This is a genomic window from Kibdelosporangium aridum, assembly GCF_900176515.1.
Classification (GTDB): domain Bacteria; phylum Actinomycetota; class Actinomycetes; order Mycobacteriales; family Pseudonocardiaceae; genus Kibdelosporangium; species Kibdelosporangium aridum.
Window position 1 is genome coordinate 1777225 of the sequence record NZ_FWXV01000002.1, and the last position, 21369, is coordinate 1798593.

Annotated in this window: 19 protein-coding genes; 7 read left to right on the forward strand and 12 right to left on the reverse strand. The window is 66.0% G+C overall.

The window, feature by feature from the left end; translation table 11 throughout:
* Window positions 1-3: 3 nt before the first annotated feature.
* Window positions 4-1188 carry a MarP family serine protease gene (locus B9C43_RS18050; protein WP_084427711.1) on the forward strand — a complete coding sequence of 395 codons (1185 nt, stop codon included), beginning with the start codon at window positions 4-6 and terminating at the stop codon, window positions 1186-1188.
* Here B9C43_RS18050 and B9C43_RS18055 read toward each other — a convergent pair.
* The 4 genes from B9C43_RS18055 to B9C43_RS18070 all read right to left on the reverse strand — a co-directional run bounded on the left by B9C43_RS18055 (window position 1185) and on the right by B9C43_RS18070 (window position 4538).
* Complete coding sequence (locus tag B9C43_RS18055; RefSeq protein WP_084427713.1) at window positions 1185-2132, reverse strand: alpha/beta fold hydrolase; 948 nt, start codon at window positions 2130-2132, stop codon at window positions 1185-1187. The two genes, B9C43_RS18050 and B9C43_RS18055, sit on opposite strands and share 4 nt — an antisense overlap.
* Window positions 2119-2598: a phage holin family protein gene (locus B9C43_RS18060; protein ID WP_033389950.1), complete on the reverse strand. Its 480-nt coding sequence runs from the start codon at window positions 2596-2598 to the stop codon at window positions 2119-2121. Before B9C43_RS18060 ends, B9C43_RS18055 begins: the two co-directional genes overlap by 14 nt.
* 24 nt (window positions 2599-2622) lie before the next feature.
* Window positions 2623-3783, reverse strand: coding sequence for a Na+/H+ antiporter NhaA (gene nhaA, locus B9C43_RS18065; RefSeq protein WP_084427715.1), 1161 nt, complete (start codon window positions 3781-3783; stop codon window positions 2623-2625).
* Between the two features lie 74 nt (window positions 3784-3857).
* Window positions 3858-4538 (reverse strand): DUF2848 domain-containing protein, encoded by a 681-nt coding sequence (locus tag B9C43_RS18070; RefSeq protein WP_033389951.1) that lies wholly within the window; start codon window positions 4536-4538, stop codon window positions 3858-3860.
* Between the two features lie 77 nt (window positions 4539-4615).
* Between B9C43_RS18070 and B9C43_RS18075 the strand changes: the two genes are divergently transcribed.
* Window positions 4616-5905, forward strand: coding sequence for an MFS transporter (locus B9C43_RS18075; protein WP_084427717.1), 1290 nt, complete (start codon window positions 4616-4618; stop codon window positions 5903-5905).
* On the opposite strand, the gene B9C43_RS18080 is transcribed toward B9C43_RS18075, so the two are convergent.
* Window positions 5895-6518, reverse strand: coding sequence for a GntR family transcriptional regulator (locus tag B9C43_RS18080; protein ID WP_084427719.1), 624 nt, complete (start codon window positions 6516-6518; stop codon window positions 5895-5897). The genes B9C43_RS18075 and B9C43_RS18080 overlap by 11 nt on opposite strands.
* A gap of 61 nt (window positions 6519-6579) precedes the next feature.
* On the opposite strand from B9C43_RS18080, the gene B9C43_RS18085 reads away from it, so the two are divergent.
* Window positions 6580-7365 (forward strand): carbon-nitrogen hydrolase family protein, encoded by a 786-nt coding sequence (locus B9C43_RS18085; protein WP_084427721.1) that lies wholly within the window; start codon window positions 6580-6582, stop codon window positions 7363-7365.
* Window positions 7365-7841 (forward strand): OsmC family protein, encoded by a 477-nt coding sequence (locus B9C43_RS18090; RefSeq protein WP_084427723.1) that lies wholly within the window; start codon window positions 7365-7367, stop codon window positions 7839-7841. The genes B9C43_RS18085 and B9C43_RS18090 overlap by 1 nt, the downstream gene beginning before the upstream one ends.
* 7 nt (window positions 7842-7848) lie before the next feature.
* On the opposite strand, the gene acs is transcribed toward B9C43_RS18090, so the two are convergent.
* A complete protein-coding gene (gene acs, locus B9C43_RS18095; RefSeq protein ID WP_033389956.1) occupies window positions 7849-9825 on the reverse strand; it encodes an acetate--CoA ligase in 1977 nt (658 codons plus the stop codon).
* 186 nt (window positions 9826-10011) lie between these two features.
* Here acs and B9C43_RS18100 point away from each other — a divergent pair, with 186 nt between their 5' ends.
* The 3 genes from B9C43_RS18100 to B9C43_RS58490 all read left to right on the forward strand — a co-directional run bounded on the left by B9C43_RS18100 (window position 10012) and on the right by B9C43_RS58490 (window position 11884).
* Window positions 10012-10752: a Fic family protein gene (locus B9C43_RS18100; RefSeq protein ID WP_033389957.1), complete on the forward strand. Its 741-nt coding sequence runs from the start codon at window positions 10012-10014 to the stop codon at window positions 10750-10752.
* Window positions 10753-10899: 147 nt separating this feature from the next.
* Window positions 10900-11457, forward strand: a complete 558-nt coding sequence (locus tag B9C43_RS60110; RefSeq protein WP_084427725.1) for an excalibur calcium-binding domain-containing protein — start codon at window positions 10900-10902, stop codon at window positions 11455-11457.
* Window positions 11458-11725: 268 nt separating this feature from the next.
* Entirely contained in the window at window positions 11726-11884 is a 159-nt protein-coding gene (locus B9C43_RS58490) for an excalibur calcium-binding domain-containing protein (protein ID WP_235038666.1), read from the forward strand.
* On the opposite strand, the gene B9C43_RS18115 is transcribed toward B9C43_RS58490, so the two are convergent.
* The 6 genes from B9C43_RS18115 to B9C43_RS18140 all read right to left on the reverse strand — a co-directional run bounded on the left by B9C43_RS18115 (window position 11871) and on the right by B9C43_RS18140 (window position 20862).
* Complete coding sequence (locus tag B9C43_RS18115) at window positions 11871-14072, reverse strand: penicillin acylase family protein (protein ID WP_084427729.1); 2202 nt, start codon at window positions 14070-14072, stop codon at window positions 11871-11873. The two genes, B9C43_RS58490 and B9C43_RS18115, sit on opposite strands and share 14 nt — an antisense overlap.
* 74 nt (window positions 14073-14146) lie before the next feature.
* Window positions 14147-15073: an N-acetylmuramic acid 6-phosphate etherase gene (locus B9C43_RS18120; RefSeq protein WP_033389961.1), complete on the reverse strand. Its 927-nt coding sequence runs from the start codon at window positions 15071-15073 to the stop codon at window positions 14147-14149.
* 16 nt (window positions 15074-15089) lie between these two features.
* Window positions 15090-16007, reverse strand: a complete 918-nt coding sequence (locus B9C43_RS18125; RefSeq protein WP_033389962.1) for a MurR/RpiR family transcriptional regulator — start codon at window positions 16005-16007, stop codon at window positions 15090-15092.
* 168 nt (window positions 16008-16175) lie between these two features.
* The gene (locus tag B9C43_RS18130; RefSeq protein WP_200825565.1) at window positions 16176-17921 is read right to left on the reverse strand and encodes a serine hydrolase domain-containing protein; all 1746 of its coding nucleotides are present in this window, start codon (window positions 17919-17921) and stop codon (window positions 16176-16178) included.
* Between the two features lie 8 nt (window positions 17922-17929).
* Window positions 17930-19180, reverse strand: a complete 1251-nt coding sequence (locus B9C43_RS18135; protein ID WP_084427731.1) for an exo-beta-N-acetylmuramidase NamZ family protein — start codon at window positions 19178-19180, stop codon at window positions 17930-17932.
* On the reverse strand, window positions 19174-20862 hold the full coding sequence (locus B9C43_RS18140) for a glycoside hydrolase family 3 protein (protein WP_084428290.1): 1689 nt from the start codon (window positions 20860-20862) through the stop codon (window positions 19174-19176). Before B9C43_RS18140 ends, B9C43_RS18135 begins: the two co-directional genes overlap by 7 nt.
* Window positions 20863-21369 lie beyond the last annotated feature (507 nt).

Below are 21369 nucleotides of genomic sequence, written 5' to 3' on the forward strand. Positions count from 1 at the left end.
AGCTTGAACTGGGTCGACGTGCTGGTGCTCGCACTTGTCGTGCTTGCCGCGATTTCCGGCGCACGGCAGGGCGTTGTGATCGCGCTGCCGGCCCTGATCGGCGTGTTCGGCGGGCTGGTGCTCGGCGCGGTCATCGCGCCGCTGATCGTGGAGAACTTCACCAACTTCGCCACCCGGGCCGCCTTCTTCATCGCGATCGTGGTGTTCCTGGTCGCTCTGGGTGAGACAGCCGGGGTGTGGGTAGGCAGAACCCTGCGCCGGAAGATGAAGACGCCCAACCTCACGCCGGTCGAGAGCATCCTCGGTGCGCTCGTGCAGGGCGTCGTGGTGTTCGTGGTCGCCTGGATCATCGCTCTGCCGCTGACCACGGTCACCGGCCTGCCCGGCCTGGCGCAGGCGATTCGCGGTTCGGTCGTGCTGGGCGGCGTCGACGACATCATGCCGCCGGGTGCCGAGAAACTGCCCAACGGCGTGAAGAAGCTGCTCGACGACTCGGGTTTCCCCAGCGTGGTCGGGCCGTTCTCGCAGACACCGCTGGTCGACACCAGCCCGCCGGACCCGGCGTTGCAGTCCAGCCCGGTCGTGCAGCGGGTCCGCTCGAGCGTGCTGAAGATCCACGCGCGGGCCCAGTCGTGTTCGCGTGCGCTGGAAGGCACCGGGTTCGTGATCTCGCCGCAGCGCGTGATGACCAACGCGCACGTGGTCGCCGGAACCGACCAGGTGTCCGTGGAGACCGACGCCGGCCAGCTCGACGCTCGCGTCGTGTTGTACGACCCGTTGGTCGACGTGGCGATCCTGTCGGTGCCTGAGCTCAACGCGCGGCCGTTGCAGTTCGCCGCGAACGAAGCCAACAAGGGTGACTCCAGCATTGTGCTCGGCTACCCGTTGGACGGTCCGTACACCGCGTCAGCGGCGCGGATCCGTGAGCGGATCAACCTGCGTGGCCCGGACATCTACGACGCCAGCACGGTCACCAGAGACGTGTTCACAGTGCGCGCCAAGGTGCAGAGCGGTAACTCCGGCGGTCCGCTGGTCGACCCGAGTGGCAACGTGGTCGGCGTGGTGTTCGGTGCCGCGGTGGACGACGACGAGACGGGCTTCGTGTTGACCGCCAAGGAGGTCTCGGACGAGGTGCAGCAGGCGCCCCGGCTGACCCGCCGGGTCGACACCGGGGCCTGCGCGGCCTAGAACTGGAAAGTCCCGGAGAGCCAGGATTTCAGGGCTTTGTTGACGGTGTCTGGTGCTTCCTCGTGCGGGTAATGGCCCACGTCAGCCAGCACCTGCAGCGGTGCGTCGCGCCCGAGCCATCGGCGTGACGCTTCGGCCGTGGCAAGGAGCATGACCGGATCCTTCGCGCCATGGATCCGCAGCGAAGGCACGGGAACCGGTTTGTCCAACGCCTCGGTGAACCGGCGGCCTTCGCTGCGGATCTGTGACCGCACCGCCCACCGGTAGTACTCCATCGCGGAGAACGCGACGCCACGGATGCGGATCGCGTGCTTGTAGCGTTCGACGGCGGCGGTGAAATCACTGCTGTCGGCCCATTCGCGGCCCGCCCACTGGCGCATCAGGTGTTCCAGCGCGACGGCGTCGTCCTTGACGAGCTTGCGCTCCGGGTACATCGGTATCTGCCCGCGAAACAGCGTCCCTATTGCCCGTGCCTGGTTATGTGCCTTACGGCGCAACATCGTCCGGCGGATCTGACGGCGCAGCGCGAGCGGGTGCGGCGCGCCCAGCGCGACGACCGAGTGCACGAGCCGTGGGTGCAGCGCTGCGGCGGACCACGCCAACAGGCCACCCCAGCCGTGACCGATCACGTGCGCTTTGCGTTCCCCCAAGGCTTTGACCAACCCGCCGACGTCGCCTGCCAACGTCCAGGCGTCGTAGCCGCGTGGCGGCTTGTCTGAATCCCCATATCCCCGCAGATCAACGGCCACTGCCCGGTAACCGGCGTCGCTCAGGGCGGTGAGCTGGTGGCGCCAGCCCCACCAGAACTCACCGAACCCGTGCAGCATCAGCACGAGCGGGCCCTCACCGGTCTCGCTGACGTGCAGCCTTATCCCGTTGGCGTGCACATCGCGGTGTGCCCACGGACCGTCGATCCGGACCGTCGCCGGATCAGGGCTTCTCATCACTGTCGCGCTTGAGCGCGGCCATGGTGTCCTGTGCCGTCTTGATCGTCCGCCGTGGACCCTTGATGCCGCGCACCTTCTTGTAGCCGAGGAAGCCGAACAGGCCGACCAGCAGCAGCATCACGCCCCACGTGATCAGGAACCCGAGCCAGCGCTGCAGACCCAGCTCGGCCAGCCCTTCGGCCAGCGCGATGAAGGGGAAGTACAGGCTGAACAGCAGTACGACCAGGGCGATGATGAAGAAGACGCTGCCGCGCAGGCCGCGTTTGACGTCACGGGATATCTCGATCTTGGCAAGCTCGATCTCGGCCCGCACCAGTGTGGACAGATGTGTGGTCGCGTCCTTGACCAGCGCGCCGATCGACTGGTCGCCAGGGGGCAGACCGACACGGTCCTCGGTCAACGGAATTGACGGGACCTGTGGCAGTCCCGCGCCTGCACGGTCGTTCTGCTGCGCACTCGTCACTTGGTCATCGTGCCACGTGGGCAGTCAGGAGGCCCGGTGTGCCCGGCTGCGCCGCACCAACATCGCCGCGGCCAGCAAGGACGCGACCGCGGAAGCCAGCAGTACGGCGGCTTTCACGCGCTGCGCCGCGTCCGTGTCCAGCGAGAGGTCGGCGATCAACAGGCTCACGGTGAACCCGACGCCGCCGAGCATCGACACCGCGGCCATGTCCCGCCAGCCCAGATCGGTGGGCAGCACCGCGAGCTTGAACCGGACCGCGGCGAACGTCGCGCCGAAAATCCCGATCAGCTTGCCGACCAGCAGTCCCAGGATGACGGCGACCGCGACCCGGTCGTCCAGCATCTCGCCCAGTGCCGTCGGTGACACCGGCACACCCGCCGCGAACAGCGCGAACACCGGTACGGCGAACCCGGCGGACCACGGCTGCAGCCGGTGTTCCAGCCGGATGGCCGGCGCCTCGCGCTCGTACGGGTCTTTCTTGACCCTGGTCAGCAGGCCCAGCGCGACACCCGCGATGGTCGCGTGCACACCGGACTCGTGTACGGCGAACCACGTCCCGAGCGCGATCGGCACGTAAAGCCAGGACGATCGAATTCGTTTGTGCTGCAAATACGCGTACAACGCGATCAGGACGATCGCCGCCGCTGCCGCGATGAGATTGAATTTCGCGGTGAACAAAACCGCGATGATGATGATCGCGCCGAGGTCGTCGACCACCGCGAGGCTCAACAGGAAAATGCGCGCACTGCTCGGCAGACCGGACGCGGTGAGACTCAACACACCCAACGCGAACGCGATGTCCGTCGCCGCGGAGATCGCCCATGCCTGGTCCATTCCCGGGGCGCCCCACCCGACCGCGAGCGTGACCCCGATCGGCACGACCATGCCGCCGGCGGCCGCGACCACCGGCAGGACCGCGGCCTTGAACCGGGACAGCTCACCGACCACCAGTTCGCGCTTCAACTCCAGTCCGGCGACGAAGAAGAACACCGCGAGCAGGCCGTCCTTGGCCCAGTCGCCCACGGTCAGGTGCCAGATGTGGAAGTCCCGGACGGCCTGGTAGAGGCCTCGGGCGGGGGAGTTGGCGAGGATCACCGCGGCGGCCGTCGCCGCGAGCAGGATCATCCCGCCGACTGTCTCGGTGCGCAGGAAGCGCGCGAATTCACTGACAGGGCTGCGCCGCATGTCACTCCTGGAAACCGGTAGCACTCGGACTGTTGCCGACCAGGCTTCCCGGCGCACCAATACGTGATCTTAACTCACGCGATCGGGTCAGGCAGACGGCGAACGTGGTATTCGGTGGCGATCGTCCGTCCGGTCAGCGGATCGCCGAGTTCCACCCGCCATTCGTCGGCGAATTGGTCGACACCCTTTTTCATCGGAATCGTCCCGGAAAGCAAAACCGTGCCGGGTGCGTAGAGTTTCTGGGCGTGTAAGACGTCGATCCAGTACTCGGGCGGTAACAATTCCCCGCAGGTGCCCGACTGGATCTCGGTCCATTCGCCGTTACGCACCCACGCGGTGAGCGTCAGGTCGTCGATCCGGTCGGCGACGTCCGAGAGCCGCCACGCCTGACGGCCGAGCATGTCAGGCGCGGCCTGTTTGCTCCACGCGACGCCGTGCACCTCGAGGTCACGGTCGGTGTGGTCACAGGCGACGGTGAGCAGGACTTCGTCCCTGGTGATCACGATCGCCCACTCGGCCTCACCGGACGTGCGGCCGTGCTGCGCGTAGACCTCACCGGACTGCACGGCCAGGAACGGGGCGATCGGATAGAGACAGGGCGTCTTGGTCGGTGCCGGAATGCCCATCGCGACCAGTTCGGCGACGTGTGCGGCCACGTCGTCCTGGCTGCGGCCGGCGAACCCCGCGTTGAGCAGCTGGCGGACGTCAACCGCGACGCGTTGCCCGTCAGGGAGGCTGAAGTGCAGCACCGGCACCTCCTAACACTCTCCGTAATACTTTGCGTATACGACTTGTATACATACGATATGCGACAACTCCGAGGAGGTGCGACATGACTTCTGCGACTGTCGACAGGCGTTCGCTCTGGCGCGCGTTCACCGCGAGCCTGTCCGGCACCTCGCTCGAGTGGTACGACTTCGCGGCGTACTCGGTGGCGTCGGCGACGATCTTCGGCCCGCTGTTCTTCCCCGGCAGCGACCCTCTTGCCAGCACGATGCTCGCGTTCTCGACTTACGCGGTCGGGTACATCGCCCGGCCGCTCGGCGGATTCGTGTTCGGCCGACTCGGTGACGTGATCGGCCGCAAGCGAGTCCTGGTGATCACGCTTGTGCTGACCGGGGTGGCCACGTTCCTCATCGGACTGCTGCCAACGTACGCCACAATCGGCGGTACCGCCGCAGTTTTGTTGGTGCTGCTGCGGTTTGCCCAAGGTGTGGGCATCGGTGGCGAGTGGGGCGGTGCGGTCCTGCTGTCCAGTGAGTTCGGTGATCCGGCAAAACGGGGATTTTGGGCATCCGCCGCGCAGATCGGCCCGCCAGCGGGAAACCTGATGGCCAACGGTGTTTTGGCGCTGCTCGGCGCGGTGCTGACCGACGAGCAGTTCATCGGCTGGGGCTGGAGGCTGGCGTTCCTGCTGTCGGCCGTGTTGATCGCATTCGGACTGTGGATCCGCGTCCGCCTTGAGGAAACCCCGGTTTTCAAAGCGATCGAGGCGCACGGCGAACGGCCGAGCGCGCCGATCAGCGAGGTGTTCCGGGACGAGAAGCGGGCGTTGTTCGCGGGTGTTTTCACCCGCGTCTGCCCGGATGTCCACTATGCCCTGTTCACTGTGTTCGTCCTGACCTACGCCACCCAGAAGCTGCACATCTCGCGCGGCTGGGGGATGGCCGCGGTGCTGCTCGGCTCGGCGCTGCAGCTGGTGCTGATCCCGGCGTTCGGCGCGCTGTCCGACCGGATCAACCGGCGCAAGCTCTACCTGGTGGCCACGCTCGGTGCGGCGGTGTGGCCGTTCGTGTTCTTCCCGATGATCTCCGGCGGCTCGGTCGGCCTGCTGATCTTCGGGGTGATCGTGGCGTTGGTGCTGCACTCGGCGATGTACGGTCCGCAGGCCGCGTTCGTGACCGAGCAGTTCTCCGAACGGCTCCGCTACACCGGGAGCTCGTTGGCCTATACATTGGCCGGCGTGATCGGCGGTGCGGTCGCGCCGTTGCTGTTCACCGCTTTGCTCTCGTGGACCGGCAGCTGGCCCGCGATCGGGGCGTACATCGTGGTGACGGCGGTGATCACAGTGATCGGTCTGGCGCTGGGGAAAGACCCCGAAAAAATCACCGTCAAAGCATGAGCTGGACTCGCAACGTCTCCCGCAGGTGACCGTCGATGGCCTCCCGTGCGCGCTCGACATCCTTGTCGGCCAACGCTTCCAGGATGGCGGCGTGCTCGTTGAGCACGCTGTCCTGCCGTCCGGGCACGTTGGCCAGCGCGATCATGCCCGCGCGCATCTGCCGGTACCGCAGGCCTTCGTACGTGGCGGTCAGGATCTCGTTGCCGGTCGAGCGCACGAGCGCGGCGTGGAAGCGGGTGTCCGCCTCGATGAACTCCTTGGCCTGCGCGGTGCCTTTCAGCAGGTGCTGCGCGGCAAGCGCGTCCCGCATCGCGGCTACCGGCGCGTCCTGGATGGCGAAGGTGGCCGCGTGCCGCTCGATCACGCCACGGGCCTCGATGAGCTCGGTGAGTTCACGGCCGGACATCGGCGCGACGTACGCGCCGCGCTTGGGCACCAGCTCGACCAGCTGCTGCGCGGCGAGCATGAGCAAGGCCTCGCGGATCGGCGTGCGGGACACGCCGAGCTGGTCGGCCAGGGTCTGCTCGTTGATGAACTGGCCCTGCATGCCCGGATCGGTGAGCAACTCGTGTTTCACGAAGTCGTACGCCCGCTCCCGGCCAGAGACGCGCATGAATACTCCTTACATACACGTTGTATACAAGTAATATTAGACCGGTGCGAGGTGATGTGTGATGCGAATAGCGATAAGTCAGTTCGCAGCGGACACCAATCCGGAGCGAAATCTCGACCACATCCGGGCGGCGACCCGCCAATCGGGTGACGCTTCGATCGTGGTGTTCCCGGAAGCGACGATGGCGCGTTTCGGTATCCCGCTCGGCCCGATCGCCGAGCCGCTGGACGGCCCGTGGGCCAGTGCGGTCCGCGAGATCGCCGAGGAAGCGGGCAAGCTGATCGTCGCGGGAATGTTCACCCCGAGCCCGGACGGCCGGGTCACCAACACGTTGTTGATCACCGGCCGTGGCGTGGACACCTACTACGACAAGATCCACTTGTTCGACGCTTTCGGGTTCGCCGAATCCGAGACGGTCGCGCCTGGTGAGCGAATTGTGGTGTCCGAAGTGGATGACGTGATGGTCGGATTCGCGACCTGCTACGACATCCGCTTTCCCGGACTGTTCCAACGACTTGCCGACGAAGGTGCGGTAATCACCATCGTGCCCGCGTCATGGGGATCAGGTCCCGGAAAACGCGAACAATGGGAACTTCTCGCCCGCGCCCGCGCTTTGGACTCCACAACGTGGATAGTCGCGTGTGGACAGGCAGACCCGGAGACCGTCGGCCAGAAGCCGTCCGGCCGCGCGCCGACCGGCATCGGCTACAGCCTCGCGGTGTCGCCGCTCGGTGAGATCCGTGCCCAGCTCGGCCCGGAACCCGCGCTGCGTATTGTCGACATCGACACGAGCGAGGTCACCGAGGCCCGCAAGACCGTGCCAGTACTGGCGAACAGGAAATTCTGATGCACGACTACCGGGTGACCGTCACGTGGACCGGCAACAAGGGCACGGGAACGTCGAACTACCGTGCCTACGGCCGTGACCACACGCTTTCCGCCGACGGACGCCCGGACATCCTCGCCACGTCCGACCCCGCGTTCCGCGGCGACCCGACGCGGTGGAACCCCGAGCAGCTGCTGGTGGCTTCGCTGTCGGACTGCCACATGCTCTGGTACCTGCACCTGTGCGCGACTTCAGGTGTGGTCGTGGAGTCGTATGTCGACGAGGCGATCGGCCTGATGGAGATGGAAAAGGACGGCTCCGGGCAGTTCTCCGAGGTCCTGTTGCGCCCGCAGGTCGTGATCAGCAGCGCGGACCAGGTCGAGCAGGCCACCGAACTGCACCACCAGGCGCACAAGATGTGCTTCATCGCGCGGTCGATGAACTTCCCGGTACGCAACGAGCCCCTCGTGACAGTGCACGAGGGGCCCGCTTCGTAAGACGGACTCAGTCCTCCGAACCGCCCTTGTTCAGGCCCTGGGAGATCATGTCCATCACGGACGAGTCGGCGAGGGTGGTCACGTCACCGATTGACCGGTTCTCGGCGACGTCACGCAGCAACCGGCGCATGATCTTGCCGGAGCGGGTCTTCGGCAGCTCCGGCACGACCATGACCTGACGTGGCTTGGCGATCGGGCCGATCTCCTTGGCCACGTGGTCACGCAGTGCCTTGACCGCGTCCGCGCCGCCGTCGACCGCGTCGCCACGCAGGATCACGAAGGCGACGATGCCCTGGCCGGTGGTCGGGTCCGTCGCACCGACCACCGCGGCCTCGGCCACGGTCGGGTGCGACACCAGCGCGGACTCCACCTCGGTGGTGGAGATCCGGTGCCCGGACACGTTCATCACGTCGTCGACCCGGCCCAGCAGCCAGATGTCGCCGTCGTTGTCGTACTTCGCGCCGTCACCGGCGAAGTAGAAGCCCTGATCGGCGAAGCGCGACCAGTACGTGTCGCGGTAGCGGTCGTTGTCGCCCCAAATGCCACGCAGCATCGAGGGCCACGGCTTGTCGAGCACCAGGTACCCGCCACCGCCGTGCGGGACCTCCTTGCCTTGGTCGTCAACGACCTTCGCGGAGACGCCGGGCAGTGCCCGCTGCGCCGAACCGGGCTTGGTGGACGTGACGCCGGGCAGCGGCGAGATCATGATCGCGCCGGTCTCGGTCTGCCACCAGGTGTCCACGATCGGCGTCCGGTTGGCGCCGATGTTCTCCCGGTACCAGATCCACGCCTCGGGGTTGATCGGCTCGCCGACACTGCCGAGCACACGCAGCGACGACAGGTCGTATTTGGCCGGGATGTCCTTGCCCCACTTCATGAACGTGCGGATCAAGGTCGGCGCGGTGTAGTAGATCGAGACACCGTATTTCTGCACGATCTCCCAGTGTCGGCCTTCGTGCGGGGTGTTCGGCGTGCCTTCGTAGACCACCTGCGTCACGCGGTTCGACAGCGGCCCGTACACGATGTAGCTGTGCCCGGTGACCCAGCCGATGTCGGCTGTGCACCAATAGACGTCCGTGTCCGGCTTGAGGTCGAATACGTTGAAGTGCGTGTACGACGCCTGCGTCAGGTAACCACCGGACGTGTGCAGGATGCCCTTCGGCTTACCGGTCGTGCCGCTGGTGTACAGGATGTACAGCGGGTGCTCGGAGTCGAACGCTTCCGGCGTGTGCTGGTCGGACTGCTTGTCCACCAGGTCGCTCCACCAGATGTCGCGACCCTCGGTCCATGCGACTTCGGTGTCCGTCCGCTTGACGACGAGCACGTGCTCGATGGTCGGCGTCTGTGCGACGGCCTCGTCCACGGCCGGCTTCAGCGCGGCGGGCTTGCCACGGCGGTACTGCCCGTCGGTCGTGATGACCAACTTGGCCGAAGCGTCCTCGATCCGGGACCGAAGCGCCTCGGCGGAGAACCCACCGAAGACGACACTGTGCGTCAGGCCGAGTCGCGCGCAGGCGAGCATCGAGAAGATCGCCTCGGGGATCATCGGCATGTAGATGGCGACCCGGTCGCCTGCCTGCAGCCCGAGTTCGGTCAGCGCGTTCGCCGTCTTGCTGACCTCGGCCAGCAGGTTGGCGTACGTGATGGTCCTGGTGTCGCCGGGCTCGCCCTCCCAGTGGATGGCGATCTGTTCACCGTGACCGGACTCGACGTGCCGATCGACGCAGTTGTAGGCGACGTTCAGCTTGCCGCCGACGAACCACTTCGCGAAGGGCGCGTCGCTCCAGTCGAGGACCTGGTCCCACTTGCTGTCCCAGTGCAGTCGCTCAGCCTGCTTGGCCCAGAAGGCCTCCCGGTCGGCCTCGGCGGCCGCGTACAGGTCCGGGCCCGCGTTGGCGGCGGCGGCGAACTCGTCGGACGGCGGGAAAGTCCTGCTCTCGGTGAGCAGGTTGTCCAGTGCGGGGCCCTGGGACTGCTCGGTCATCTCGTGTGACCTCCTCGAAACGCGAGAATTCAGATATGGGGTGACCGTAGTGCGGGGCGGCGCGCATTAACAGGCCGGGAGGTAAAAAGGTCCAGACCAATTACCCCGTTCAGGTGACCGGTGACCGGCGAAGATCGAGCCGGGACTCGGTTCCCATGATCCACAGGGCCCCGATAGTGTCAGCCCGTGACCGATCCGCTGGGCCCGCTGCTTGACCTCCCCGGGATCGCCGAGGCTGTGCAGTCTGCTCGCGAGAGCGTGGACGCCGTCCACAAGCATCCGGCGAACCGTCGTGGCTGGCCGACTACCGCAGCCGAGGCGTCCGTCCGAGCCGCGCGATCGTCAGCCTACCTGGACGGTGGCAATCCGGAGATCCCCGACGATGGTGAGGTAGCCGACCCTGTTTTGGCTGGTGCACTGCGGGTGGCAGAGGCTATGGGGCCGTTGCTGCCGGTCTGGCAGCGCGCTCCGCTGCAGGCATTGGCCCGGCTGCACCTGTTGGCCGCCGCTGACCTTGTTCCCGCGTCCGAAGACGAGCGGCTCGGCCGGCCGCGGACCGCGCGTGGTGTGTCCGGGCGACTGGACTTGCTCGCGAACCTGCTCACCGGCGCGACCAACGCGCCAGGTCCTGTCCTGGCAGCGGTGGTACATGGTGAGTTGTTGACGTTGGCGCCGTTCGGCATCGCGGACGGAGTCGTCGCACGAGCCGCCGCGCGGCTGACGATGATCGGCACCGGACTCGACCCGAAGGGCCTCACCGTGCCTGAGGTCGCATACCTCCGTCGTCCCGAGCGCTACCGCGAAGCGGCCGAAGGCTTCGCCAGCGGTGAGGCCGAGGGCGTCCGCGGGTGGGTGCTGTTGTGTTGCGAGGCGATGGAGATCGGTTCCCGCGAAGCGGTGTCCATCGCGGACTCCGCCAACGCCTGACTCCGGTCCGTCACAGCGCGTGGCCAAAGCGAGACTGAAATTCGCTCGATGGTGTGACCTTGGTAACAGAGCGTAGGTCTGCGGGGAATGACCCCACAGCCGGACGGTCAGTCAGGACGAACCGGTTCCCGGAATTCGGGGTCTGCTATGAGGATCATCGGCACCATCGCGCTCTTGGTGTTCGCAAGTGCTTGTGCCACACCGACTCCCACATCGGCGCCGGTGCCGATCAGTCCGACGGCGACGAGATCGACGACGACCACCACCACAACCTCGGCAACGCCCACGGTCGAGCCGGTCACCATCCCGCTCGACCTCGCGGGCCGCACGGCGTCCAAAGTCGACAGTGAACTCCGCGCGCTCGGCTTCACCGCGATCAAATACCTCAGCCCGGACGGAAAAGAGGTCTGGGGCGATTCAACGTGGACAGTCGTGTCGGTCGTCGGCGCGGGCGGTGCGGTGCGCCCGGACTCGGTCGTCTATGTCAAGGTCGACAAACCCGCTCCGCCGCCCGCGCCGAAGACGTCCACTCCTCCGAAAGTCACGCCCCCCAAGACCCAACAGCCGCCTCCGCCTCCGAAGGCCGCGTACTACAAGAACTGTGCCGCGGCCAAAGCCGCGGGCGCCGCACCCGTCTATGCCGGTGAGCCGGGTTACGGGAGGCACCTCGACCGGGACGGCGACGGCATCGGTTGCGAGAAGTAACCATGTCACACGATGGTGTGAAAGCCGTAACGCCCGTCCGACCTGCGAAGACTCCACGGGCATGAGGCTCGTGTGCGCGATCGTCATGGTGGCCTTCATGGGTGCGTGTGCCGTACCTGATCGCACGATTGGTCCCCCGCCACAAATCCCGACGATCACGGCTCCGGTACCAGAGGTTCCGGCGGCCCCGGTGGTGGCACCGCCACTTCCGGAGCCGCCGCCCAGAACCACGCCGAAGCCAGTGGCGGTGACTTCGACGCCCACATCCGTGACTCCGTCGATGCCGGTGCCGGCCAAGTCCGCGTACAAGAACTGCTCCCAGGTCACCGCAGCGGGCAAGGGACCGATCCGGCGCGGCGAGCCAGGCTGGGCCGACTGGCTCGACCACGACGGCGACGGGGTCGCGTGCTTCCCTAGAAAGCGTTGAGCCGCAGGATCTTCAGGGCCGGTGAGGCCATGATGTCCCGCTCACAGAACCGTTCGGTGATCCATTGCTTTGCCGAGAACAGTTCGGGCTGCTGATAGGACACGACAGCACGAGCGTCCGGGCACGGTGTTCCGTTGAACGCCACGACGCGGACGTATCCGGAGCTGTTGGTGCCGCCCCGGCCTTGGCCGATCCCGTGGTACCCGTTGTCCCAGTCGCTGGCGATCACGTTGAACGTGCCTGTCTCCGGCCGGCTGCCGCCAAAGGGAATCCGTTTGCCGTCCCGTTCGACGTACTGGTGTTCACCCAGCGGCGCGTCGAAGGGGATGCCCGCGGCCTTGAGTTCGGCCACCGCGTCGGTGAAAGCCTTGACCACAGCCGGGTTGGCGGTGTTCAACGTGTGCGGGGTGCGGACCGGGTCCTTGACGTCGAACGGCACCTTCCAATCCGGCTCGCGCCCGATTCGCGTCCAGAACCGGCTGAACAGCAACGCTCCTCGACTGTCCACATTGGCGTGTCGGTCCCACTTCGCGAGGGCGTCACAAGCGTTGCCCATCTCCGGCAGCGTCCGGCACATCGCCACGGTGTCGTCGACCGTCAACTCGGCCGCGAAGACCCGGTTGGAGAACACAAGGTCCTGTGTGGACTTCAGGTCGAACTTCCCCAACCCCTCGTGCACCTCGGTGAGGGTGTCACGAGTGCGGACGTTGCGCGCGGTCTCGAAGCTGCCGACGATCCGGTTCAGCCGCTTCATCGGCGCACGAGCGTTGGTTAGCCAATAACTTTCGTTGGAGTTCGCCACGTAGTCGTTCCGCCACAGCTCGGGCAGGTTGCCCGGGCCGAAAATCCCTTGTTGGACCGCGTCTTTGTCATTGCGCCACGCGCAATCGCCGCGGGAACCGTCCAGTGTGGCGAGGCCACGTTTGAAGGTCTCGTGCCCGAGTGCGGTGCTGCAGTGCTCCACCAAGGAGTCGGGCACGTTCGGAATCACAGTCTGTCCCGAGTAGACAGTTCGGCCCTGTGCGTCGGTCGCCATCATGTTGAAGATGGGATTGCCTTGGGTCCGGTGCAATGCCGAAGTGAAGTCACGGACGTTCTGCGCCTTGGCGAACTCGGCCATGGTGTTCAGGAACCGCAGATTCCGGGTGTTCGGATCGGCGAACGCGTACGCCTTCTCCGCCGTCCACGGCAATGCCAGGCCATAGGCCTTTGTGACAACCGGGCCGTACCGCGTCGAGTATCGCGTTTTGGTGACCGGTTTGAGTGTTCCGTCCGGTTGTTTGACCTGAATGGTGACGTCCTGGCGGCGCATTCGTTCCGGTTTGCCGTCGAGAAGATAAGTCGTCGGATCGGTCAGCTTGAGCTCGAACAGCGTCGCCGGGACGACCGCGTCCGCGATCGTGCCGGACCACGCCATGTTCTGGGTCGCACCCGCGATCACGAAAGGCGTCCCTGTGAATGTCACGCCGCTGACGTTCAGCCGGCCGGGAATGGTCAGCTGGAGCATGTCCCACGCGACATCGCCGTGCCACGGCAGGTGCGGATTGACCACCGCGATACCGCGTTTCGACTTGGTGGCGTCACGCCCGAGAACAACCGCGTTGCTGCCTGGACCGGACATATCCTGCGTGGTCTTGGCCAGCTCGTCCAGCGAGCCGTTGGTGGCTGCGCCGGGAGCCGCGGCGACAATTCCGTCGGCATTACCGCCGGACGCCATCAATGTGCTCCACGCATATACCCGCCGGTAGACGTCCTGCTCGGTGATCGGCAGCGCGATCTCCGGGCAGCTGGTCGAATGCCGTTCAGCAACATACGCGCTGTAGCCGGCGGCGTATCCGCGAACCATTTGTCGAACGTCGGGTGACGGCTGATCGAGCAGTCCGTCCAGCGACACACTCTTGAAGTACAGATCGCTGGTCTCGTTGTCGGTCGCTCGCGTCAACGTTGTCGTCGCCGGGCCAGGACCGAAATACCGGGATCGCTCGCCACGTAATGTGATCACCCCGTCGGCAATGGCACAAAGATTGGCCCGAGCCGCCGCGTAGCCCTGGCCGTAGCCGAGACTTCGATAATCGTGGGCGACGATATGAGGGATATCGTATTCCGTGTAGCGAACAGTGATACCCGATGAGGTGGGAGCGACCGCTCCCGCAGCGAGTGTCAGTGCGACCGTAAGCGAAGTCAGCATGGCAACAACCCTGCCGACCAGCCATCAGACAGACATTGGTGACACCCACCGAATCCGGGGTGGGGACAGCCTCACTACCGGGCTGCGGCGCCCAGCATGTCCAAAGCGTTGCGGACGTGACCGTTGGTCTCGCTCAACGCCTTCGCGGCACGCTCGGAGTCCGCGCCGGAAAGCAAGTGCACGAGTGCGACCTTCAGATCACCGTTCGCCGCGGTCAGCGCCTCCGCGCATTCCTGGAGGCTGAAACCGGTCGCCTCCCGCAGGATCCGCAAAGTCCGGCCACGCAGTTTGGCATTCGTGGCACGCATACTCACCATCAGATTCGAGTACGTGCGTCCCAGCTTCACCATCACCGCGGTCGAGAACGCGGTCAGCACGAGTTTCTGCGACGTGCCGGCCTTCATCCGCGTGGACCCGGCGACCGCTTCCGGCCCGGTGTCCACAGTGATGACGACGTCCACATCGGCCGTTCGTGCCGAGACCGGGTTGTTGGAAACCAACCCAGTAGTCGCGCCTTTGCGCCGCGCCGCGGACAACGCGCCGAGCACGAACGGAGTCCGGCCCGATGCGGTGAGGCCGAGGACGAAATCCCCGGCCTCCGCCTCACGCGTCAGCAACGCGGCCCCTGCTGCCGCGTCGTCCTCCGCGTTCTCCACGGCCGTACGCAAAGCCTGGTTGCCGCCCGCGTGATGGGCGACGAACCAGTCGGCCGGAGCGTTGAACGTGGGAGCGAGTTCGGCGACGTCCAGGCTGGCCAGCCGCCCGGACGTGCCCGCGCCCACGTAGTGCACCCGGTGTCCTTGCCGCAACGCCTCCGCTGCGAAGTCGACGGCTTCCGCCAGCTGCGGCAACGCCTCAGCCACGGCGCCCGGCACGAGCCGGTCCTCCGCGTTGATGACGCGCAGAACCTCGAGCGTGGGCAACGTGTCCAGCTCGGTGGTTCTCGGATTTCGGCCTTCGGTCGGGGAGTCGACGTAGACCGCTTGCTGGGGAACCGTCATCGCCGTCCTGGTGCTCTCATTTTCCGGTATCGCGAGTCTTGCGACGCCCGTCCGGCCGGGTCTCCAGCCGGTGCGGACCAACCGCGTCCCGCGTGGCTTCCAGCGCGCCCATCGCCGTTGGCAGGTGCCGTTGGGCCACCCCGATGAACAGACAGTCGATCACCGTCAACTGGGCGATACGGCTGGCCATGGCGCCGGAGCGGAACGTGGTCTCCCGTGCCGCGGTGGTCAACACGAGGTCGGCCACTTCGGTGATCGGGGAGCGCGGGAAATTGGTCAACGCCACGGTTGTGGCGCCGTGCTGCCGCGCGGTGCGCAGCGCTTCAACGGTGTCGGTGGTCGCTCCGGTGTGCGAGATGCCAACCGCGACATCTCCGGAGCCGAGCACCGCCGCCGACGTGAGCATGATGTGCGTGTCGTTCCACGCGAAGCTCACCCGGCCGATGCGATGCAGCTTCTGCTGCAGGTCGAGCGCCACGAAGGCACTCGCTCCCACGCCGTAGACATCGACGCGGCCGGCGGCGGCGATCACATCGACGACTTGCTGCAACGTGGCGACATCAAGCTGGTCGGCGGTTTCCTCGACGGCACGGGCGTCAGCGAAGGTGACCTTGCTGACGACCTGCATGAGGTCGTCCTCCGGGCTGATCTCACCACCGAGGTCACGCTCGGCGCGCGCCTCCGTCCTGGCGGTGTCCGCGGCCAGCGCTATGCGCAGCTCGGGGTATCCGCCGACGCCGATCGCCTTGCAGAACCGGGTGACCGTGGTCTCGCTGGTCCCTGCCGCGTCGGCGACCTCGGTGATGCTTCGGCGTGCTACTGCCGCCGGGTTGTCCAGCACCACCTTGGCGACTCGCTGCTCTGCGCGGGCGAGGCCCGGCAGGAGCGACCTGATGCGTACGAGCGGGCTGGACTCGCTCCGTTCGTCGACCATCTCTGCGGTGCTCACGTGGGAAACTTACTAACAGTTACGGGATCCGACAAGGTCACGGCTAGACCTCCTGACGCAACGACACCCAAACGTGTCCGAAACTTGAACCTGCAACCACTGTGGGCTTGCGTGGGAAATCGCAGGTAATGGGGGTGTCGTTAACAAACTTTATCATCGGATTCGACGATCCCAAGCTTGTGAATCGAGCGCGGCTGGTTGTTTTTCACCGTCCAGAAGTGTCCGGCTACCCTCGGTGATTTTGATGTTGTCCAATAACACCCCGCGACCGGTGAGGGTTCTGTCCGTACTGAAGCGCCACCGCAAGAAGATCTTGTCGACAGTCGGCACCTCCGCGAGAACGTTCCACCAGGTCCGGTGCCCTGCGCCGGAAAGAAACGTGCGTTCGCCGCTCGGTGCGCCGCGCCCTCGCGCGATCACCGGGACGGCCTGCCACAACGCGCCGTCACTGCTCGACTCCAGAACGAGGTGGTCTGAAATTTCGGTGTCCACGAACGTGTCGAAGGTAACCCGGATGGCCGCACCGCGCGTGTTGAGCTCGCGTGTGGACAGTGTCGCGGTCGCCGAGTTGCCGATCCCCGTGTACCAAGCATCACGGCCGTGTCTCGGTCGGACAGCCAGTGCCTTGGCCAAACCGGTCGCGAGCGTCTCGCGGGCCGGGTTGATCGATCCCCAGTTGCGGGACACGTGAACCCTGTTGGACAACAGGATCGCGATGGACCGCGACTGCAGGTCGAGCACCAGAGTCGTGCCCGTGTAGCCGGTGTGGCCCGCGGTCGCCGGACCGCTGAGCCCTCCCATGTAGAACCTTCGGTCCAATTCGAAGCCCAAACCGTGGGCGTAGCCAGGAAAGTTGGCCGTGTAGTCGGTCAGCATGGCCCGCACGGTGTCCGGACGGAGTATCCGCCTGTGGGCATAAATGCCGCCATTGATGAGAGTTTGCGCCAGCACAGCCATGTCCGAGGCGGTGGAGAAGATGCCGGCGTGCCCGGCGACGCCGCCGAGTGACCACGCGTTCTCGTCGTGTACTTGCCCTCGAACGATTCCGCGCGGCGGGGCGGACTGGTACTCGGTCGCCGCGATCCGGTCCAGTTTGGACGATGGCGGGTTGTAGCCGGTGTCGGTCATCCCGAGCGGCTCGGTGATGCCTTTGCTGACAACGTTGTCCAACGTGGACCCGGTCAGCCGCTCGATGAGCACGCCGAGAGTGATCAGATTGAGATCAGAATATTCGTACGTGGAACCTGGGACGTGCTTGGGCGCGATGTCCATCACGGCCTGCAGCCGGGACGCCTTGTCCGGGTACATGCTCCACAGCGGGATGAACGCGATCAGCCCGGACGTGTGGATCAGCAGCTGCTTGACCGTGATGCCGGCCTTGCCGTTAACGCCAAACTCTGGCAAGTACCGGGAAACCGGCGCGTCGACGTCCACCTTGCCCTGTTCGACCAGCTGCATCACGGCTATGGACGTGAACAGCTTGCTGATCGACGCCATGTCGAAAATCGTGTCCTTGCGCATCGGAACACGCTGTTCGGCAGGAAGTTCGGTGCCTGCCGCGTCGGAATACCGCACTGCGTAACCAGATGCTGACCGGCTGACGATGACGCCCTCGTGCGCGAGCAAGGTGACCACGCCGGCCATCAACGGCTTGGGCACCGGCGGCTGCGTGGGATTCGTCCGTGTCCACTCGTCGATCTGCCTGAGCGCCGCGTCGATCGGCGCACGGTCCAAGTTCACCTGCTCGGGGATGCCCTCGCGCAGCTGTGTCCACGGCGCGGCGAAACCCACCTTCGGCCGGTCGAACCGGCCGGCGTCACCGCCGTGCGCCTCGGCGGACACCACACTCGCACCCGTCACACCGACCATCGTCAGCGCGAGCACCGCTCGACGAAACATGTCCTACCTCACCAATAGATCAGGTATTGCCGTCGTTGCTGGCGGAACTGTGCCAGCTCGTCGCGCCACGCGCCGGTGACTTCGGCGACGCCGGCGCCCGCGTCGATCATCGTGCGCAGCCGGGCCGAACCGGAGAGCTTGTCGATGAAGTTGTCCGGCCGCCATGCGAACAGGGCCGGGTAGAGCCGCTTCACGGTGACCAGCATGGCCACCGCCGTGGTGATCGGGTCGAACGTCTGCTCGTCGGTCAGGTGCACCTGGACGCCGCCGCAGGTCTTGCCGACGAACTTGTTGAACGTCGGGACGAAGTAGTTCTCCCGGAACCGCACACCCGGCAGGTTCAGCTCGTTCAGCTCCCGCGCCCAGTGCCAGTCGATGTCCGGCATGCCGATCATCTCGAACGGCCTGGTCGTGCCACGCCCCTCGGACAGCACAGTGCCCTCGAACAGGCAGGTGCCCGGGTAGACCAGCGCGGTCTGCGGCGTCGGCATGTTCGGGCTCGGCGGCACCCAGTCCAGCCCGGTCCGGCCGAACAAGGTGTCCCGGTGCCAGCCCCTGACCGCGATAACGTCCAATTTGGACAACCTGCGCCCGCCGGTGTCGGCCGGCAGGAACTCGGCGTCGAAGAACTTGGCCAGCTCGCCCGCGGTCATCCCGTGCTGCTGGACGATCGGCTTGCGGCCGACACCCGAGGCGAACGCCGGATCCAGCATCGGCCCGAACGCCTTGCCACCGACCGGGTTGGGCCGGTCGAGCACGACGAACGACGCACCGGTCTCCACCGCGGCCGCCATGGCCGTGTACATCGACCATATATAGGTGTAGAAGCGCGCGCCCACGTCCGCGATGTCGAACACGACCGTGTCCACGCCCGCCTTGCGGTACATCTCCGCGAGCTTGGCCGTGGTGATGCCGTACGCGTCATACACCGGAACCTTGGTTCGCGGGTCGGTATAACTACCCTCAGAACCACCGGCTTGGGCCGTGCCACGGAAGCCGTGCTCGGGACCGAACACCGCGACCGGCGCCATTCCCGCGTCAACCAGAGAATCCACGATGTGCGTACGGTCTTTCAGTACGCCCGTCGGGTTGGTCAGCACACCGACCTTACGGCCCGCGAATTCACGCCAACCCCGTTCAGCTAAGCGGTCGGCACCCGGAGTGACTCCGCCTCGCCGTTCTTCCTGTGCCACGGCTGGGCTCGCGGCGGCGACCACCGCGGCAGGGGCAGCAGCCAGCAGGCTGCGTCGGGTCACCATGTCAGGCCCGTTCCGAACGGGAACAGAATCTGTGCCGGGTCGGCGGTCGGCACGTTGACCGGCAGCTTGCCCCGCGGGGAGATCTTGCCGAGGATCACCTTGGCCAGCGATGCCATCGAGACGTCACGCCATGCGTACGTGGTGATCCACGTTGGCGCGTCGACGAAGCCAGGGTCATAGGGCACCTGCGCGGCGACTGCGATCACGGGTTTGCCGGTCTGCAGCAGCCGTGTGAGCAGGGTGCGTTGCGGCGCTGACGTCCGCAGGCCGTTGGTCAGTACGACCACGACGTCCGAACCGTTCGCCGCCGCGACTGCCTGGTCGATGAGTGCGGTCGTCGGTGAGGCGCCGGTGGACAGTGCCGTGGCACCGAGCTCTTTCGCCAGGGCCGCAACCGGTTCAGCAGGTTTGCCTGGGAAGGCAGGGTTGTTCCAGCCGGTGACGAGGACCTTACCGGGGTTGGGCATCGGCAGCAGCTTGGCGTCGTTGCGCAGCACCGTGACCGTGCGGTCACTGATCCGCTGGATCTCCGCGAGGCTCTGCTTGGTGCCCACCTCACGCGGCAACGCGCGCTCGTCGGCGAACGGCTTGAGGAAGACGCCTCGCTTCCACTTCTGCTTGAGGATCCGCAGCACACTCTGGTTGATGCGCTCCTCGCTGATCCGGCCGCTGCGCACGGCGTCAAGCACACCCTTGATCGTGGTGTCCAGGCTCGGCGGCATCAGCATCTGGTCGACGCCCGCTTCCAGCGCCAGCACCGGGATCTCGGCGTCCGGGTGCTTCTTGCGCACACCTTCCATCGCCAGCGAGTCAGTGACGATGACACCGTCGTACTTCAGTTCGTTGCGCAGGATGTCGGTCATGAACCGCTTGGACAGCGTGGCTGGTTCACCGGATGGGTCGATGTTCGGGACTGCGATGTGCGCGGTCATGATCGAGTCGATGCCCGCCGCGATCGCTGCCTTGAACGGCGGCAAGTCCGTCTTGCGCCACTGGTCCTCGGTGCGGTTGATGGTCGGCAGACCGTAGTGGCTGTCGTCGGCCGCGTCACCGTGCCCCGGGAAGTGCTTGGCAGCGGCGGAAACGGTGTCACCTGGCCAACCGGCCCGCTGGTAGCCGGCGATCTGACCGGACACCATCTGACCGGCCAGCGTCGGGTCGGAGGAGAACGACCGCGCCGCGATCACAGGGTTGATCGGGTTGGAGTTGACGTCCGCAACCGGCGCGAAGTTCTGGTTGATACCCATCGCGCGCAGCTCATGCCCGCTGATGGCGGCCAACCGCTTGGCGTCCTCCGGGTTGCGCCCGGCACCCACGGCCATTGCACTCGGGTACTCGCTCGCGGGCGCGACGACCCTGGTGACGTTGCCACCTTCCTGGTCGATCGAGATCAACAACGGGATGTGCGCGCCGGAGGTCAAAGCCGCGCGCTGCAAGCCATTGGAGAACCGGGTGAGCTGCACGGGATCGTCGATGTTGTCCGTGCCCGCGTGGTTGAAGTAGATGACGCCGCCGACCTGGTAGCGCTGCACGACCTGGGCAGGCGTGTCGACGCCATAACGCTTCTTGTTCTCCGGGTGTGCTTCGTCGGCGGACTTACCCCACACCGTCGCGACGAACAGCTGCCCGACCCGTTGTTCCAAGGTCAAGTGCCGCAAGGCGGCGTTGGCCCAGCTCGTCATCGCGTCAGCTTCGGGCGCGGCGGAAGCGGGCGTGGTAACGGTGGCCAAGGCTGTGACCGCGGCCAGCGTTGGGGGGATCCAGCGACGTGACACCTCTGCCTCCCTGGAGGCGTAAGATTCTTACCGACTCGGAGCTTCAATCGGTAAGTTACCCACGTCACTTGAGGGAAGCAAAGAGCCAAACGGCGGTGTTTGTTCACGTCACTGTTGCTTGACGCCACGCTACCCGCCTGGCCAAAGCACGGATCATCCCCTGGATGCGGCTGCATATAAGAAGTGGCGGTGTCCGTATGCCGAAGCTTACGAACACCGCCGCCAAGCGCGAACGTCTCGGGTTACCAAGCGTGCAACTCACGTCGTACTCACTGGGCCTCGGCGCCCGGCGTCCCGGTACGCAGTCCCTTGACGACAAGCCTCCCGCGGCGTGCTGCGCGTGGGTGCCCGGAGTCCGCGCACGGAGTTCCATCGGGGTGGACCAAGCTTCTCTTCGATTGGTCCCGGGCCGAT